General features: G+C 35.1%; 11 protein-coding genes and 1 tRNA gene. 5 read left to right on the top strand and 7 right to left on the bottom strand.

Features of this window, described 5'->3' with window-relative positions; genetic code table 11:
* Positions 1-1,776 (top strand): glycoside hydrolase family 13 protein, encoded by a 1,776-nt coding sequence (locus HJ01_RS03460; RefSeq protein WP_007136906.1) that lies wholly within the window; start codon positions 1-3, stop codon positions 1,774-1,776.
* A 79-nt stretch (positions 1,777-1,855) separates the two neighbouring features.
* On the opposite strand, the gene HJ01_RS03455 is transcribed toward HJ01_RS03460, so the two are convergent.
* From HJ01_RS03455 to HJ01_RS03425, 6 genes are all read right to left on the bottom strand, one after another.
* Entirely contained in the window at positions 1,856-2,326 is a 471-nt protein-coding gene (locus HJ01_RS03455; RefSeq protein WP_007136905.1) for an FKBP-type peptidyl-prolyl cis-trans isomerase, read from the bottom strand.
* Between the two features lie 83 nt (positions 2,327-2,409).
* On the bottom strand, positions 2,410-3,762 hold the full coding sequence (locus tag HJ01_RS03450) for a DUF5689 domain-containing protein (RefSeq protein WP_007136904.1): 1,353 nt from the start codon (positions 3,760-3,762) through the stop codon (positions 2,410-2,412).
* A gap of 13 nt (positions 3,763-3,775) precedes the next feature.
* Entirely contained in the window at positions 3,776-6,613 is a 2,838-nt protein-coding gene (locus tag HJ01_RS03445) for a carboxypeptidase-like regulatory domain-containing protein (protein WP_007136903.1), read from the bottom strand.
* A gap of 875 nt (positions 6,614-7,488) precedes the next feature.
* Positions 7,489-8,700 (bottom strand): MFS transporter, encoded by a 1,212-nt coding sequence (locus HJ01_RS03435; RefSeq protein ID WP_007136899.1) that lies wholly within the window; start codon positions 8,698-8,700, stop codon positions 7,489-7,491.
* A 327-nt stretch (positions 8,701-9,027) separates the two neighbouring features.
* Entirely contained in the window at positions 9,028-10,068 is a 1,041-nt protein-coding gene (locus HJ01_RS03430; RefSeq protein WP_040473678.1) for a Gfo/Idh/MocA family oxidoreductase, read from the bottom strand.
* Positions 10,069-10,358: 290 nt separating this feature from the next.
* Positions 10,359-11,426, bottom strand: coding sequence for an NADH:flavin oxidoreductase/NADH oxidase (locus tag HJ01_RS03425; protein WP_007136897.1), 1,068 nt, complete (start codon positions 11,424-11,426; stop codon positions 10,359-10,361).
* A gap of 199 nt (positions 11,427-11,625) precedes the next feature.
* On the opposite strand from HJ01_RS03425, the gene rseP reads away from it, so the two are divergent.
* Positions 11,626-12,969: an RIP metalloprotease RseP gene (rseP, locus tag HJ01_RS03420; RefSeq protein ID WP_007136896.1), complete on the top strand. Its 1,344-nt coding sequence runs from the start codon at positions 11,626-11,628 to the stop codon at positions 12,967-12,969.
* A gap of 139 nt (positions 12,970-13,108) precedes the next feature.
* Positions 13,109-13,182: transfer RNA gene (locus HJ01_RS03415), tRNA-Asn, on the top strand.
* Positions 13,183-13,530: 348 nt separating this feature from the next.
* Here the strand turns inward: HJ01_RS03415 and HJ01_RS03410 are convergent.
* Positions 13,531-13,929, bottom strand: coding sequence for an NUDIX hydrolase (locus HJ01_RS03410; RefSeq protein WP_007136895.1), 399 nt, complete (start codon positions 13,927-13,929; stop codon positions 13,531-13,533).
* A gap of 535 nt (positions 13,930-14,464) precedes the next feature.
* On the opposite strand from HJ01_RS03410, the gene HJ01_RS03405 reads away from it, so the two are divergent.
* Both HJ01_RS03405 and HJ01_RS03400 read left to right on the top strand, forming a co-directional pair.
* On the top strand, positions 14,465-14,860 hold the full coding sequence (locus HJ01_RS03405) for a (deoxy)nucleoside triphosphate pyrophosphohydrolase (RefSeq protein ID WP_007136894.1): 396 nt from the start codon (positions 14,465-14,467) through the stop codon (positions 14,858-14,860).
* On the top strand, positions 14,853-18,287 hold the full coding sequence (locus HJ01_RS03400) for a DUF3427 domain-containing protein (protein WP_007136893.1): 3,435 nt from the start codon (positions 14,853-14,855) through the stop codon (positions 18,285-18,287). The genes HJ01_RS03405 and HJ01_RS03400 overlap by 8 nt, the downstream gene beginning before the upstream one ends.
* Positions 18,288-18,538 lie beyond the last annotated feature (251 nt).

Here is an 18,538-nt window from a genome sequence, read left to right as displayed (position 1 = left end):
ATGAGATTAAAATATTCAAAATACTTAATCGTTACTATTCTTTACTTTGGATTGTTATTAACCAATACAGCTATGGCACAAGACAATAAATCTACCACTGATCGTAAATGGTGGAAAGAAGCAGTCGTTTACCAGATCTATCCTCGCAGTTTCAAAGACAGTAATGGAGACGGTGTAGGCGATTTAAAAGGAATTATTCAAAAATTAGATTATATCAAAAGTTTGGGTGTTGATGTCGTTTGGTTGAATCCGATTTACGGATCGCCAAATGCCGATAATGGCTACGATATTTCAGACTACCAAGCCATCATGAAAGAATTTGGTACGATGGAAGATTTTGATACTTTATTAAAAGGAATGCATGAAAGAGGATTAAAATTAGTAATGGATTTAGTAGTCAATCATAGCAGTGACGAACATAAGTGGTTCCAAGAAAGCCGCAAATCTAGAGACAATCCCTACAGAGATTATTACCACTGGTGGCCTGCCGAAAAAGGAAAGCCTGCTTTCCGCCCAGGCTCATTTGAGGCCGATGGAAGTGGATGGCGCTATGACAAACAAACAGATTCCTATTACTTGCATTATTTTAACTTCAAGCAACCCGATTTGAATTGGGAGAACCCAAAATTACGTGAAGAAATTTACAGCATGATGAATTGGTGGTTCAAAAAAGGGATTGATGGGTTTAGAATGGATGTAATTCCGTTTATCTCTAAAGACACTAGTTTTCCAGTAATCACACAAGAAGAATTAAACAAAAACTACCTTGGTCGTTGGGATGTATACTTTGCTAGTGGACCTCATTTGCATGAATATCTTCAGGAAATGAATCGCGAAGTGTTGAGCAAATACGATATCATGTCCTTGGCGGAGGGAGCAGGAATGTTAACCTCAACGGCTTTAAATTTTGTAGATGAAGACCGCAAGGAACTCAATATGGGGTATCATTTTGAAGGAACAAACTTGGGTTATATCCCTGGCTATTTCAAAAAAATGGGGCCTTATTCTTTAGTTGATTTCAAAAAAATCTATTCTGATTGGGACAAAGTGTATGAAAATAAGGGATGGGGAACGATCTATTTAGGAAATCATGACCAACCAAGAATGACTTCTCGTTGGGGAAATGACGCACCTGAATTCCGTGCTGTTTCATCTAAATTACTAACCACCTTCTTGCTATCGATGAGAGGAACTCCTTATTACTATAATGGAGATGAAATTGGGATGGTAAATGCTAAATTTGATTCTATCGATGAGTATCGTGATATCGAAACGTTGGCTGAGTACGAACGATTAAAATTAGCTGGAGGAGATTTAAAACAATTCATAGAAGACCAAAAAACAGGCGGAGCCAGAGATAACGGCAGAACTCCTTTCCAGTGGAACAGTTCAGAAAATGGCGGATTTACATCTGGAACTCCTTGGTTAAAAGTAAATGATAATCATGTTACTATAAATGCTGAGGCACAAGAAAATGACCCTAATTCTGTTTTGAATTACTTTAGAAAAATGACTCATTTGCGTAAAACAAATCCTATTTTAGTTTATGGAAAATATACTTTATTAGACAAAGACAATCCAGATGTTTATGCTTACACTAGAGAATTAGACGGAAAAATGGTGTTGGTTTTATTGAATTTTTCTTCTAAAAATGCTACGGCAAACACAGGATTATATAGTAAAAAAGGGAAAGTATTAATTGACAATTACGGTAAACCATCCACTAATGGAGAATTAAGACCTTATGAAGCAGTTATATATCAGATAGAAGATTAAATAGATGATTTCTATAAATACTAAAAAACAAAAAGGCTGTCTTCTCGGACAGCCTTTTTTATATTATAGGAGTTTAAAACTAATTTACTTTAATCAGTTTAACATCAAAAACTAGGACAGATCCTCCAGGAATTCGTCCGCTTCCATTACTTCCATAACCTAAATGAGAAGGAATTAAAAGAATACCGTTACCGCCTTCTTTAAAATAAGGAATCCCTTCTGTCCATCCTTTTATAACTTGATTCAAACCAAAAGTAAGACCTCCAGGCGTACCTCCGTCAAATACAGATCCATTAGTAAAATACCCTTTGTATTCTACAGTCACATTAGAAGAAGCTGTTGGTTTAACACCTGTTCCTGCTTCATTAATTACATAATACAAACCTGAATCGGTTCTTGTGGCAGTCAATTTGTTTGCAGCAATATAATCCACAATTTCTTTTTCATTTTGAACTTTATAATCAACCGGTTGAGTTTCTACGTCTGTATTTGTATCTGATAAACAAGAAACGAATAATAGAGAGACAAATGCTAATAAAATAGATTTCATAATATAATTTAATTGGTAAGCTGGCAAATATATAAAATACAGCCTATATAAATTATATTTTTTACTACTATATATAACTAATATCAATCTCCAAAAACCTGAACATCATCTACCTGGAAAGCCCCATCCAAGGTTAGGTTTTTCCCAGAGCCGATATATTTGAATGCAATATTAATTTTTCCTTTATAGGAGGACAGATCTACTCCACCACTACCTACAAACTGATACCATGGTGTAGCTTGCTTTGGCAAAACAACTGGAACTAGAATCCAAGTCGCTTTAGTCACATTCAAACCATCAAAATTAGTAGAAACATAAACCTCAATTGTATTTAGCGGCGAGTCGACATCCAGATGATGCTGGGCACTTCTAAAAGTTAAAACCTCATTAGTATGGGTATCCATATCAATTTTTGGAGAAATCAACCAGGCGATATTAGACACGACTTTTGTTCCACTTATATTAAACTCGGCATATCCATTTCCAGAATAGACTGTGCCTTTCCAAAAAAGCGTGCCGCTCTGAACGATATTTGCCCAACCCGGAAGGCTTAAATTCGACTTGTCAACAACTCTATTAAAATCTTCCAAAAAAAAGGGAACGGCTCTTGTTCCTGAAATCGTAACATCACTTTCAGAACGGGCGACTAACTGATAATCGGGACCAAATTTGGTCAATACTCCCCTTACTTTTCCGTTTCCTGTTGGCACTAATTTACTAGCAAAATCAGCATAACTGCTAGTTCTAAAAATGACTTGGTTTCCTTTTTCGTCAATTAAATTCCAATTTGTCGCTCCGCCAACATTGTTCGTTTCTTCAAAATAATGACGACCAATGGCTGCTTCTGTAAACTGCACCTCTGACAACTCAACCAGCGTATTCAAATTGGAATCGTTCAGCAAATCTGAAATTGATGTTTTCCGCACTAATTGCTCGTCCGTTAGAGTCGTACAGGAAGCATGTAATACATATTTGTAGTCGTTTTGGGAAAGTCTGCCCACGCCGCCTTCATTGTAGGAATTAACGTAAATCCCTCCTATTCGTAAACTTCCGTAATTAATATCAGTGTACTGGTCTTTCAGTTTTAGGTAGACTTTATTTCCAAACCTATAATCGACATAAATATTACTTACGTCCACCGGAACGCTAAAACCTATAGCTGGTTTTGTAGCTGTTGCCAAAGTTTGAAAAGAAATCGTCTTAAAAAAATTACCAAATTCATCCGTTGAAACAACATAGGCTTCAATGATATCATTGTATTCATATTTTGAAACTATTGCCGCTGCATTAGTATGAACATCAGCAACCGATTTGTTTACTGACAAATCAGGCTGGTTACAGCTAAGCTTAGGAATTTCAACCTCATCATTCACACAAGATGTAAATACGATAACCAATAGTAACAATGAAAAAACGGTATAGGAAGTAGCTTTCATAATAGTTAATTATTTATAAATTGAAACTCAGATTCACAAAATAGGTTCTGCCGTAACCATAAAAATATTTATTGCCAAAAGAAGGAGTACCACTGGAAACATCTTGATTGAGTTGTCTGAAATTTGCATTTCTCGCTTGCTCATATCCTCCTGTTTTATATTTTTTGTCTAAGGCATTATTGACACTCACAAAAAGCCCCAAATACTTTTCTCGTATCCGCCATGATTTTCCTCCCGTAAAGTTGAGCAACATGACTGGATCGAATTTTTCTTGTTTTAGCAATTCCACTGCTCTTGCTTCTGTTGCTTCGGGGAATGGGAATCCGCTGGCGGGATTTGTATAAAAGTGACTTGTTCTGGAAATAGGAGAAACATCAATATAGGTTTCTGCCAGATAATTAATGTTAGAGCTAATCCACCAGTATTTTGGATCACGGTATTCTATCCCAAATGCATAGGCTTGTTGAGGCATTCCGGCTTGTTTGTAATTCTTCAGCAAAGTCTTTCCGAAATCAAATGACGGATTGGTATTTTCTACAGTGGCAACTGCATCATTGTTGACACTTAAATTAGGATTGCTGTCATAGGTGTATTTTCCATAAGCTGCAGAAAGACTGCTTTTGATTGTGGGGCTCCACTGGTATTCAAAACTCATTTCGGCGCCAATATTCTTTTTATCTAACTGAGTTAATGTCTGACTTACAAAAGCATTGGTATTAGTATAACCCGCGCCATTGTCAAAAATCCCTTCGGCATAAAAAAAGGAAGTTTTAGTTGCCTCTTTTATTGTACTATAGTAAGCCGTTAGTCGTGATTTGAGTTTTGGAGAACGAAATATATAAGTCGCATCAAGACTATTTATATTTTCACTTTGCATTCCATCAACTATGGAGTTGTTCAAACGTGAATTCGGAAAGCTGTTCCTAACCGTTGGCGCTTTGGTCAAATGAGCTCCGTTAAAAGTCAACAGCTGTTTTCCTGATAATTTATAGGTCAGTCCTCCTTTGAACCCAAAGTTTTCAAATTGCAGCTTCTCGCTTTTGCCGAAAGAAATCGTTTCATAAATTCCGTTTTTGTACAATCCTTCTCTTTGATAATTGGTGCTAGTAAAAGATTGTGCCAAATAGAAATCGACTTTATCGTATGAAAATTTAAATTGGCTAAAGGCGTCCAAAGTAGTAGCAACATAATTGTAATTGTAACCATAAACTTCTCCCTCCACCACTTGCCTATCTGGATTATTCAAATCTGATTGTGCCTGATTTCCAGAATAAAAACCATCGATATCTTCAAAATAAGCACCTCCCAACAAGTCCAACAGTTTCTGGTAATTGTGTGATTTTAGATTGCTAAATGAAGCTCCCGCATTCAGAATCAAATTTTCATTAAGTTGTGTGTTGAAAATAGAAGTCGCCACCATTGTTTTGTCATCAGTACGGTCTTCATATAAAACGTAATGACTTTTAGCGGGTTCATATCCAGATATATTTCCATTACCGCCAATAATTGGAATTTGATTGGCCTGATAAATGGCCTGCCAATCGATTTGTGGATTGGCTAGAAATTGAACTTTGCTTTTTTCGGCATTTTCATAATCAGGAGTAAAACTTCCTGAATATTCTCCGTTATCCCGTGCATAAAGTGAGGTAAAATAAGATGGCAGTTTCCGGAAATAAGTAGGATCCGGACTATTTGCACTTTGATAGTCGATGTTACTATTCCCAATTTTGCCAAATTGATACATCAATCCCGAATTCAGATTAGTATGGTCGTTTATTTTGAAAAAATGATTCAGTATTAAGATCGGTTCTTCGATAGTCTTCGTTCTGGCATTCCTCTTCTTGCCATCTTGAAAACCCCAATAGGAATTGTACTTTTCAGACGTTAGTTGGATAACCTCATCCGTATTTGGAGAGTTTTTTCCTCTCGTATTTGGCGTGTAAAATCCAGTGAAATTAATGGAGTGGCTTTCGTTTAATTTCTTTTCGACACTCATAAAGAAAGAATTGGCATCATAAGTTGTGCCTTCAAAATGACCTTCTTGCGCCAAGCGTTTTGCTGCCGAAACGACTATAGCCCAACCGTTACTTCCCATTCCAGAAGCATAAGTTCCCATAGTACGCCAACTATAATTGGTATTAGTACCCGAAACCGTGATTCGCGTGCCTGTTCTGTAAATGGAAGCACGAGTATTGATTTCTTGTGTTCCAAGAATTCCGCCAAAAGTATAATCAGAAGGGGCTGTTCCTATTGAAAATTCCTGATTGCGGGTGGCATCGTTTAGTCCGCCCCAGTTTCCCCATTGCGGCCTACCGTCATATAATTTATTCATGGTGATACCATTAATCATGGTTGTAGCATTTTCACTATCCAATCCCCGAATCCTGAACCGTGCCTGCCCCCAATTGAAAGCGGCAGCTAGTTGAAAAGCATCTTTAGAGGATTGCAAAAGTCCTGAGGTACTTTCGGAACCACTATTATCATCGCTTAAATCGGTGTCGAAAAGTCGGATCATACCTGTTTGCACTTCTGAAACCACATCATCTTCTAGAATGATAGTTCCCAAGTCGAGCTGTTGACCTGCAATTATTGTAATGGGAATCAAGGCATCCTTGAAACCCTGACTGTGAAAAAGGATTAAATGATCGCCTACGGAAACGTCTTCCAGAAAAAATTCTCCAGCTGTTGTGCTAAGTTGCATTAATGTGGTATTCTGGATTGAAACGACAACAAAGGCTAGTGGTTTCTGGCTTTTGGAATCCAGAACCGTTCCCCTAACCCCCGTTTCATTTTGTGCAAAAGCCAATCCCAGCTGGAATAGTAGGAAAAGAGTCGGGAAAACGTTTTTCATAGGTGTATTTGTGTTTTATAGGCTAAGCAATTCCCCCCTTTAAGACTTGAGAATTTTTATTCTAAATAAATTTGCTGATTTTCATTTTAGACCATATAAAAACATCCCCAAGGGAGCAATAATGGAAAATAACGGAAAGTTGTTTTTGGGAAATTTAAAGAATACTATAAAACAGTGGTATTGAGAATGCCGATCAATTATATTATCTGAAATTATTAAATAAATGTAATTAAAATTCCTATAAGTTGTTGATTTACAGTAAAAATAAAATACTGTTTTTTATTTCGGGATTTCTGGTTGGGAATTATCTTTCTTGGGATGATATATTTAGGTTGGTTTTTTTGTATCGAATGAATTATATCAGTAAACTTTGTTATTGCAAATTGCCTAGTTATAGAAACAAATTTATAACGAAAGTCACCCTCAATCACGTTTGGTTGAGGGTGAAAATTGTGTTTTACTAATTTTCTTTTTTGCTTGATCAAAAAAGAAACAAAAAATTATTCATGGGTTGTTATTGTTTTTTAGTATTCATGAATCTTCGATTTCAAGTCTACACTCCCTCGTCGGTCAAATTAGTTTTCGAAGTAGCTTCGCTCTATTCGCCTACGGCTCGGGTCTAAAACAAAAAAACTCGCTCCGCTCAAACAGTTTTTGTTTTTACAACTTCTTCAAACATTTGACGCTCGACTGCGGAAGCTAAGGACGCCTTCATATCGAAAGAAATGAAATCCACAAAAAGTGATGCATAGCCCCGATGGCAGCAAGTATCCTTTATTGCCAGACCCATTTTTTTGGGGCGGGAAAAAAGATACTGCGTACAGCTGGGGCTGATTTTATTATGAAAACAGCATATTGTGCTCCTAAAAAAGAAATTACTGAATCGCTTTGATTCTGGAAACCATAATGGCAATCAAAATACCGAAAAGCCCTATAAAAGCGAAAGAAAATCGCAGACTCGACATTTCAGCGATGTATCCAATAACTGGCGGACCCATCAGAAAACCAAGAAAACTAACGCTCGAAACAATCGTTAAGGCTTCGCCTGGTGGAACATTTGGATTTTTTCCAGCGATACTATAAAGTGTAGGAACAATTGTAGAAACTCCTAAACCGACGAACATAAAGGCGATTGTGGAAGGAATGATATATGGAAAAAATACTGAGGTAAAAAGTCCTGCAGAAATGAGAAGTCCGCTGATTTGCATTACTGATTTTCGTCCAAACTTTAGAATCAGGCCGTCACCAAAGAATCGGCCTCCAGCCATCATAATCATAAAGGAAGTATATCCCAAAATCACTAAAGGTCCCGGCGCTTGAATGACATCCTTAAAATAAACACCGCTCCAGTCAAACATTACTCCTTCGCTGGCCATGCAGCAAAAACCTATGACACCTAACCAAATAAGTGCGCTGTCTGGCTTTGTAAATAATTTTTTCTTTTCGGCCTTAGGTATTTCTTTGGCCTTGATCAGGAATTTATAATTGAATGCCATCATCAAAATTACAATGGCGCCAATAATCAGAAAATGATGGAATGGCGAGAGTTGCAAAGCCAGCATTCCCAGTCCTACCAAAGCTCCTGTAAAGCCTGCAAAACTCCACATACCGTGAAAAGACGACATGATGGTTTTCTTGAAAAGTACTTCGGTATAAACGCCTTGTGTGTTTACTGCAATATTGTTTAGGTTTCCAAATAGTCCAAACAAAAATAATGCGAAGGACAATTGCCAGGCTGTAGTTGCTAACCCAAGATTAACGAGACTTAATACATATAGTAAAGAGGCGAATATCAGGATGCGGTGACTCCCATAACGGGTTACCAATTTTCCTGAAAAAGGCATAATCAACAACTGCCCTACAGGAACTGCAAACAGAATGCTTCCTAGCTCTGCCGATCCTAAATCTAAGGTTGTTTTAATATCCGGAATTCGGCTTGCCCAAGTGGCAAAACACAATCCCATACCAAAATAAAAAGAGGAAACTGCCCAACGGATTTTGTTGAGATAGGAAATCTTTGCATTACCGTAGGTTTTCTTGTACTTACCTTTTGCTTTAAACTTGGTAATAAATTTTATATCTATCAAAATAACGGGATTTTACAATTTGAGCGGCAAAAATACAAAAAGCAATCAGCCGTAGTCATTAAATAAATTTTGTGGCAAGAATTATAACGTTATTGTTTATAAAATAAGTGAAGATTACATTAACCCTTTGGTTGTAGATAGTTTTTAGTGAAAAATTATGGTTTAATAATTGTAATTTTCTTTTTTGCTTGATCAAAAATGAAACAAAAAAATTAAGTCTCAAACTAGTACTATTTTTTATAAAAAAAAGACCGCAGATTCACTGATTCTATAAATTTATAAAATCTGCGAATCTGCGGTCCTTTTTTCTATTTTTACTAAAAAACGCTACAAATAGACAGCTTTTTTCTGAGCGCTACTTTGAATTACAGCTTCAATAATTTGCATTACTCTTACACCATCTTGGGCTGTTACTGGCTCGATAGTATCATTAGCAATTGAATTGTAAACCCCATCAAAAAAGGCATAATAGTTCCCTTGTAATGTCGGGATTTTTCCATGCATAGTGGATCCATCTATATCAGTGTGTACTATTCCCTCTAGTTCTATGGACTCTTTTCCCCATCTGTCTAAATTTGGTTTTTTAGCTAATTTCAAATCGTCTTCCTGCACGTCTCCGCGCGGTTTCAGGAATGACCCTTTCTTACCATGAAGCTGATAGGCCGGAATGGCTTCTCTGACAAAAAAACTGGCTTTCAATCTCACTCTAAAAGTATCGTAATATAAAACGATGTCAATCCAGTCATCTACTAAGGAATGCTCACGTGTTATTCTTACATCACCAAAAACAGAGTTCGGAAATCCAAATAAATATAGCGCCTGATCTATCAAATGCGGACCTAAATCTTTCAGAGTACCTGCTCCAGCATTGGCAGTTTCCTTATGTTGCTTTGGACTCAAGTTAGGATTGTAGCGGTCAAAATGAAATTCGGCTTCCACAATATCACCCAAAACGCCATCCGAAAGGACTTGTCGTACCGTTTTTAGATCACTGTCCCATCTTCTGTTTTGAAAAACCGACAGTTTCACTCCTTTTTCTTTAGCCAATGCTGCCAGTTCCTCTGCTTCGGCCACAGTGGTAGTAAATGCTTTTTCGACTATGGCGTGTTTTCCTGCTAGCAGCACTTTTTTGGCATATTCAAAATGAGTTCCCACTGGTGTATTAACGACTACCAAATCAACATCCTCTTCGAGAACTGATTCCAAAGTGGGATAACTCTTCACATCTGGATAATCCAGTTGTATCAATTTCTTGCTTCTTTCCCAAGATCCCAGCAATTCAAATCCAGAATGAAATTCCAGAAATGGTGCATGAAACACTTTTCCGGACATTCCATAGGAAAGCAAAGCTGTTTTTATTTTTTTCATAGGTTGTTGTGTTTTTATGGAACGCGGATTAATCGCGTTTTTAATCTTTAATTTATAAGTCATATAAGACTTAGATTGGAATTACTCTGTATTCTCTTATGGGACGCGGATGAAACAGATTATCGCGGATTTTTTTTAAATTCTTTGTCTTTAAATTTAAACATATAAGTCATCTAAGAAATAGAATAAGCTTACTCGTTATTATTTTACACTATCTAAAACTTCCATGACTTATATGTTACAAAAAACCAGCAGTTAAAAAACTTATATGACTTATATGTTTCAAAAAATTATCTGATTTTAGCTCTATCGTATTGATTAGGCCATTTCACATCTTCCTGTAGCTCATATGCAAATGTCAATCCCAGATTAGGATCTCTCAACGACTCTCTAGCAAACAACACCAAATCAGCTTTTCCAGAAGCCACAATTTCTTCGGCTTGCTTGGCTTCGGTAATTAGACCTACGGCGCCAGTCATAATTCCTACTTCTTTTTTTATGCTTTCGGCAAAAGGAACTTGGTAATTCGGTCCCAACGGAATTTGTTGGTGAGAAACCAATCCCCCTGAAGAGACATCGATTAAATCAACGCCTTTTTCTTTTAGTATTTTCGAAAGTTGTACTGATTCCTCAATATTCCATCCTCCCGCTGCCCAGTCGCTGGCTGAAATTCTAACAAATAACGGAAAGTCTTTTGGCCATTCTGATTGAACCACCTCCAACACTTGCATCGTCAAGCGCGCTCTGTTCTCAAAACTTCCGCCATATTCGTCCGTTCTTAAATTAGACAATGGCGATAAAAACTGATGTAGCAAATAGCCATGTGCTGCATGAATTTCCATTACTTGAAAACCCGCTTCCACTGCTCTTTTAGTAGCTGATTTGAAATCGGAAATCACTTTTTGGATTCCTGTTTTATCTAAGGCAATTGGCGTCTCATCATCATGATACCCTATTGCGCTTGGCGCTACGGTTTCCCATCCACCATCAGCGGGGAAAATTTTCTTACTGCCTTCCCAAGGCGATGCTGCACTGGCTTTACGACCGGCATGCGCCAATTGTATTCCGGGAACTGCATTTTGACCAATGATGAATTGATTTATAACTTTCATCTTATCCATTTGTTCATCTTTCCAAAGCCCTAAATCTCCTGGAGAGATACGGCCTTCTGGAGAAACTGAGGTCGCTTCCTGAATGATGAGTCCCGCACCACCAATGGCACGGCTGCCTAGATGTACGAGATGCCAATCATTGGCAAAACCATCTGTTGCTGAATATTGACACATGGGTGAAATGGCGATTCTGTTTTTTAGCGTAGTACTTTTTATTTGGAGTGGTGAAAATAATTTTGAAGGCATACTTGTTGTTTTTATTACATTATAAATAAGGCTAACGGTAAAACCGTTTTCGAAAAGTAAAGTTACGGGACATCCGTCAAAGGAAACATTCAAATTCTATTAATTAACAAACATTTAAAATGCTATGGAACAATTATTGTAAATTAAACAAATAGAAAACCTTACTTTTGTGAGTTGTAAAAAGAATTAAAATTTAAAAATGGATTTATTTATCAAGCTTTCTCAATTTTTATTGAGTTTATCATTACTTATTATACTTCACGAACTAGGACATTTTATTCCTGCTAAGTTATTTAAAACCAGAGTCGAAAAATTTTACTTGTTTTTTGATGTCAAATATTCTCTTATAAAAAAGAAAATCGGAGAAACGGAATACGGAATTGGCTGGTTGCCTTTGGGTGGCTATGTGAAAATTTCTGGAATGATTGATGAGAGCATGGACAAGGAACAAATGGCTTTGCCACCTCAACCATGGGAATTCAGATCTAAACCGGCTTACCAACGTTTGATCATCATGTTGGGTGGTGTTACGGTAAATTTCATTTTGGCATTCATCATTTACATCGGGATGGCATTTGCTTACGGTGATACTTATATTGCTAACTCTGACTTTCAAGACGGTGTATTGATCGAGAATCAAGCCATGATAAATGCAGGTTTTAAAACTGGAGATAAAATCATCTCAGCAGATGGCCAAAAAATAGCTAGGTTTGACAACGACATCAACATGAAAATCATCATGTCTAAAAAAGTGTTGATCGAAAGAAACGGAAGCCAACAAGAAATACAAATGCCTATTGATTTTATCGATCAATTGTCAAAGTTTGAAAAAAGCACCCTTGTAGGAATCAGAATGCCATTTGTAATTAGTGGCGTTTCAGAAGGATCAGTGAATACTGCTTTAGAGCCAAAGGATTTAGTTCTTGCCCTTAATGGTCAAAAAATAAAATACTTTGATGAAGCAAAGACAATTTTGGATAACAACAAAGGAAAAACGATTTCAACTGTTGTTCTTAGAGATCAAAAAGAAACACAAGTTCCAATAACGGTTGATAAAGAAGGAAAACTAGGTGTAGGTGTAGGAGGTTTAAGCATCGCTAACCTAGAAAAACTAGGCTACTACAAGGTGAGTACGCAAGAATTCACTTTTATGGAATCAATTCCGGTAGGAATCACAAAAGGAAAAGATCAGTTAGTAGGTTACGGGAAACAACTAAAGATGATTTTTAGTCCAAGTACAGGTGCATACAAACAAGTAGGTGGTTTTAAAGCCATATTTGATATTTTCCCAAGTACATGGAGCTGGGAAACTTTCTGGACCATCACGGCATTATTATCAATTATGCTAGGTGTTATGAACTTATTACCTATTCCGGCACTTGATGGTGGACATGTAATGTTTTTATTATACGAAATAATTTCAGGTAAAAAACCAAGCGACAAATTCCTAGAGAATGCACAAATGGTTGGTTTCGTATTACTTATAACACTACTACTATTTGCTAACGGAAATGACATTTATAAAGCAATTGTAGGCAAGTAAAAAAAAAGTGAAAAAAGTTTAATTTTTGCTTGCAGATATCAAATTTACCCCTATCTTTGCACCGCTTTACAGCTGAAACAAACATCAGCAATAAGCACACAAAAACGTTCATTCATTACCAGAATATAGACATACAGTTTCCTTCTTAGCTCAGTTGGTTAGAGCATCTGACTGTTAATCAGAGGGTCCTTGGTTCGAGCCCAAGAGAGGGAGCTTTTTAAAAAGACTTTACAGCAATGTAAGGTCTTTTTTGTTTTTACTACTTTCGTATTTGATGAAAGCTCGCGATTTGGAGTAGCTTTTATTTTACATACTACATCTCGACACACCACAACAAGCCAAAAACTAAAATTCTTACAAATACATAGGAACGCATTTACAAGCGCTTAAAACTACCTGAAAAAAGCCAGGAGCTAAAGCTATAAACACATTCAATTGAGAGTGGTCAAAATACCAGCCAAAAATTGCAAAAAAGTATTTCTAAGATGTTTGATACTGAAGATGCAAGATAGAACGGCTTTTCTTGTATGAAAATTCAAAGAATGACTGACTGACAAGTGCTTACTCTAACACGTTTTTCTTTTTTAAGAAATCAAAAATCAACTTATCCACTTCAGATATTTTATCTTTATCTGAATAATTTAGCCATACCATTTCTTCGATTTCTGAATCTGCTCTTAGTAGTCCAGTATAGTTTGCAGAATAACAAGTCATCTTTACAAAGGTGCCTGCAGAATGTCCATGAGCTTGAGCTTGAAAAACCCCAATAAATTCTAGTGTATCAGAAATTAAATTAACACTAAGCTCTTCTTTTATTTCTCTACATAGAGCTTGCTCGTCAGTCTCAAAATTTTCCCTTTTACCTCCGGGGATATAGAATTTATCCTTTCCAAAAGATCTTGTAGAAAGAATTTTCTTGTTTACAATTTCAATCCAAGCTAGCTTATCAATTATTTCCATTTGCTGTGTTTTTTACATCAACTTCGTTATTATCCCCAAAATAACTAAATCCTCTTTTACTACAACCTTTTTATCTATATAGTTTTTCAAGATTACCGATGCGCTTTTTTAATAACCCCTAGATTCAGTTAACCTCGTTTGTAAATGGAGTCTGGTTTGAAAGTCTTTCTAAAGTACTTAATACTGAAATCATTCGATAAATTAGCCTTCTTTCTGTAAAATGTAAAAGCGTAGCTTCTTGCACTCGCACTTTTACCCCTCGAAAAACAACAGTCTATTGCATCAGGAATTCGATTGCAGTCAGGGCTATAAGAGATTTGATTCTACGAGAATTTGATATTTCAATTAAAGTCTATTCAATTTAAAAAACGTTGTTTTTTACTACTTAAAATTTGCAAAAGGAAAAAAATGATAAGAACTCAAAACGTCGCAGTTGTTGAGAATAAACCTATATATTTGTATAGCTTAAAAATAAAAATATAGTAGAACACTCATTCTACATAGAAAGAGTATGTACGAGAAACAAAGGTTAAGAATGAAAAAAGTTGAAGTCGTTGCAGCAATAATATATTTTGAAGATAAAATTTTGTGTGTTCAAAGACCCAAAAATAAGTTATCGTATATATCAGAGAAATTTGAATTTCCAGGCGGAAAAATAGAAGAAGGTGAAACACAAAAAGAAGCCTTAAAACGTGAATTAGTTGAAGAACTTGATGTTGTAACAGATATTAAATCTTTGTTTCTTACAGTTATTCATCAATACCCAGATTTTGAATTAACAATGCATAGTTTTATTTGTGAAGCAACATCTAAAGAACTCATCCTAAATGAACATATTGCTCAAGAATGGTTACCTATTAGCGAACTTAAAAAGCTTGATTGGGCAGCGGCAGATATCCCGATTGTAAATAAATTAATAATGAATGGATAAGATAATTCAAATTTTCAATTCCAGTTTACAAACTGGCTACGTGGATAAAAATGTTTTATCTGACGCAGCTTATCAGCCGGAGTTACTTGTCAATCAAAAAAAACCAGCAAAAAAAGTACTTTCAACAATACTTCAAGAACTTGAAAATTGCAATCAGTTTTATATTTCTGTAGCGTTTGTTACAACAAGTGGAGTTGCAACAATAATTAACAAATTAAAAGAATTAGAAAATCGTGAAATAAAAGGCCAAATTTTAGTTTCACAATATCTGAATTTTACCCAACCTGAGGCATTAAAGAGGTTATTACGTTTTAAAAATATTGACTTAAGAATTGCTACAACTGGAAACGCGCATGCCAAAGGTTACATTTTTAAAAATAATGATCATTACAATCTAATTGTTGGTAGTAGTAATTTAACGGCCCAAGCCTTATCAACCAACAAGGAATGGAATATTAAAGTCTCGGCCTTAGATGAAAGTGGTTTAGTTGAAAATGTACTCGGTGAATTCCAAACTGATTTTGCAAAAGCAACACCAGTTACAACTGATTATATTTTTCGTTACGAAGAAATTTATAAAAAGCAATTTCTAACAAGTAAAATCGAAGGGTTAAATGAAACCATAACTCCAACAACTCCTAATGCAATGCAAATAGAAGCATTGGGAAATTTAGAAAATTTACGAAAGGACAATAAAAACAAAGCTTTAATAATATCTGCAACAGGAACAGGAAAAACTTATTTATCAGCATTCGATGCAAAAGAATTTAATCCTAAAAAGTTGCTGTTTGTAGTACATCGATTGACCATTGCAAAGGATTCATTAAAGACCTTTCAAAAAGTTTTTGGAGAAAATAAAACAATGGGGTTGTATTCTGGTGAAAAGCGAGAATTAGAATGTGATTTCGTGTTTTCAACAATTCAAACAATTTCAAAATCAGCACATCTCAAAAGCTTTGCAAAAGATCATTTTGATTATATAATCATTGATGAAACGCATAGATCTGGTGCAGATTCATACTTGCGTTTAATAGATTATTTTGAACCACAGTTTCTCTTGGGAATGACAGCTACTCCTGAACGAACTGATGGTAACGATATATTTCAATTATTTGACCACAATATTGCTTATGAGATTCGGTTAAACCGAGCAATGGAAGAAGAAATGCTCAGCCCATTTCATTATTATGGTGTCTCCGATTTATTAATCGACAGTAATGTGATTGACAATAAATCAGACTTTAACTTATTAGTTTCTGCCGAAAGAGTAAAAAGAATAATAGAACAAGCGAAGTTTTACGGAAGTGATAACGGTATTACTAGAGGATTAATTTTTTGTTCTAGAAAAAAAGAAGCTATTGAACTATCCGACTTATTTAATTCAAATGGACTTAAATCAATATCCTTAACTGGTGATAGTACAGAAGTAGAAAGAGCAAACGCAATTGAAAGATTAGAATCGGATAACATACGTGACAAACTTGATTACATTTTTACAGTTGATATTTTCAATGAAGGTATTGACATTCCTAAAATCAATCAGATTATTATGCTTCGACCAACTGAATCAGCTATCATTTTTATTCAGCAATTAGGTAGAGGATTAAGAAAAGTTGAAGGGAAAAACTATGTGACTGTTATTGATTTTATTGGAAACTATGAAAACAACTATCTAATTCCAATTGCACTTTATGGCGATACTTCATACAACAAAGATTCCCTTCGAAAATTAGTCACTGAAGGTAGTAGGATGATTCCCGGCTCGTCGACAATTAACTTTGACGAAATCACTAAAGAGAAAATATTTCAATCCATTGACTCTGCAAACATGCAATTGTTCTCTGATTTGAAGAAAGATTACAACTTGTTAAAATTTAAGCTTGGTAGAATACCAATGATGATGGATTTTATAAAGCATGGCTCTAGAGATCCATATTTATATGTTACTTATTCTAATTCGTATTATAATTTCATTATCAAAGTTGAGCAAGAATACAATTCCGAATTTGAAAGAGAACAAATTAAACTTTTAGAATTGTTTGCTAAAGAAATAAATAATTCAAAAAGAGTTGAAGAAAGCTTAATCATCAAACTATTAATTAGCAATGGACAGCTTTCATTAACTAGTTTAAAAGAAACTATATTAAAAAAGTATTATTATACCGTTTCTGATGAAACAATTCAATCTTGTATCACAAACTTAAATTTTGAATTTATTAGAGAAAAAAAAGAAGGGAAGCTGATTTCTGTAAAGGATATTTATAATTTGAATATTATAAGATTAGAGAACGAAAATTTTATATTCTCAACTACATTTCTCTCTTATTTAAGTCAAGAGACATTTAAAACATTTCTAATTGATTGTACCGATTATTCCATCTATGAATTTAACAAACTATTTGAAGCTCATAATTGGCAAAAAGGGTTTTTACTTTATCGAAAATATTCGCGAAAAGATGTTTTTAGAATATTGAACACTAAAGAAAATCCAGTAGCACAAAATGTAGGAGGGTATTTAGTAAGTCCCGACAATACTCATTGTCCTATTTTTGTAAACTATCACAAAGAAGAAGACATATCTGAATCTACTAAATATGAAGATAAGTTTGTAAATACTAAGGAATTTGATTGGATGTCAAAATCAAATAGAAAAATAAATAGTAATGACGTTCAATCTATTCTGGGCGAAAACGGTCCAATTAGACTTCCTCTTTTTATCAAAAAAAATAATGATGAAGGAATGGACTTTTATTATATGGGAGAAGTCAGCCCTGAAATGAATCAGATTGAGCAAACCACGATGGGTAACGATAGCGGGAAACAAGTTTCAGTTGTTAAAATCCGGTTCAATTTAGCAAATCCGGTTTCACCTTCGATGTATAATTATTTGGAAGAAAAAATAACCGTTAAAGCTGAAAAACCTCAAAAGAAAGCAGAAAAGAACGAGTTTCAATCAACTATAGATTTTGAACCAATTTTACAGAATCCAATCCCTTTATATGATTTCTATGCAGCAGCTGGAACATTTAGTGAAATTCAATCTGAGAAAGAATTTACACTAATTGAAGGACCTGCAAATTCTCAAAGTGACTATTTTGCATGTAAAATAATTGGAGAATCAATGAGTAGAGTGATTCCTAATGGCTCAATTTGTTTATTTAAGCCTTATACCGGTGGTAGTAGAAACGGAAAAATAGTTTTAGTTGAAAATATTGACATTCAAGATCAAGATTTCAATTCGGCTTTTACAATTAAGACCTATTCAAGTGAAAAATCAGTAACTGAAGAAGGTTATGAACACAAATCAATTGCTTTAAAACCTAATTCATTTGATTCTTCCTATAAAGATATTATTATCAATGAAGAAAATAGTGCTTCTATGAGAGTTGTTGGGGAGTTTGTTTCAATTATTACCACAAATAATTAAATAATGATTCGATCTCAAAATATTCATTTTAATATTTCAAACCAACTTCCACTCACAAAAAATTAACGTCTTAGATCACACTTCCTTTAAAATTCCGTATCTTTAGATTAAAACAATATTATGTGGAATAAATTTCGATACATGTGCAATTCATTGACGATTTACGGTTTATATTTTGACCTGCGATACCATCGCAGAAAATACATTAGAATCCGTTTCTTATAATGAAGCACTAATTAATAGTACTACCT

Origin of the sequence: Flavobacterium frigoris PS1 (genome assembly GCF_000252125.1) — a bacterium.
Lineage (GTDB): Bacteria > Bacteroidota > Bacteroidia > Flavobacteriales > Flavobacteriaceae > Flavobacterium > Flavobacterium frigoris_A.
The sequence above is the reverse complement of the archived record's forward strand: the minus strand, read 5'-3'. Positions and strand labels throughout refer to the sequence as shown.

What these genes read in the sequence shown, in the direction of transcription:
- HJ01_RS03455 (WP_007136905.1), bottom strand. Translation starts at nt 2,326, where the DNA reads ATGAAATCTATTTTATTAGCATTTGTCTCTCTATTATTCGTTTCTTGT.
- HJ01_RS03405 (WP_007136894.1), top strand. Translation starts at nt 14,465, where the DNA reads ATGAAAAAAGTTGAAGTCGTTGCAGCAATAATATATTTTGAAGATAAA.
- HJ01_RS03445 (WP_007136903.1), bottom strand. Translation starts at nt 6,613, where the DNA reads ATGAAAAACGTTTTCCCGACTCTTTTCCTACTATTCCAGCTGGGATTG.
- HJ01_RS03400 (WP_007136893.1), top strand. Translation starts at nt 14,853, where the DNA reads ATGGATAAGATAATTCAAATTTTCAATTCCAGTTTACAAACTGGCTAC.
- HJ01_RS03450 (WP_007136904.1), bottom strand. Translation starts at nt 3,762, where the DNA reads ATGAAAGCTACTTCCTATACCGTTTTTTCATTGTTACTATTGGTTATC.
- HJ01_RS03460 (WP_007136906.1), top strand. Translation starts at nt 1, where the DNA reads ATGAGATTAAAATATTCAAAATACTTAATCGTTACTATTCTTTACTTT.
- HJ01_RS03430 (WP_040473678.1), bottom strand. Translation starts at nt 10,068, where the DNA reads ATGAAAAAAATAAAAACAGCTTTGCTTTCCTATGGAATGTCCGGAAAA.
- HJ01_RS03425 (WP_007136897.1), bottom strand. Translation starts at nt 11,426, where the DNA reads ATGCCTTCAAAATTATTTTCACCACTCCAAATAAAAAGTACTACGCTA.
- rseP (WP_007136896.1), top strand. Translation starts at nt 11,626, where the DNA reads ATGGATTTATTTATCAAGCTTTCTCAATTTTTATTGAGTTTATCATTA.
- HJ01_RS03410 (WP_007136895.1), bottom strand. Translation starts at nt 13,929, where the DNA reads ATGGAAATAATTGATAAGCTAGCTTGGATTGAAATTGTAAACAAGAAA.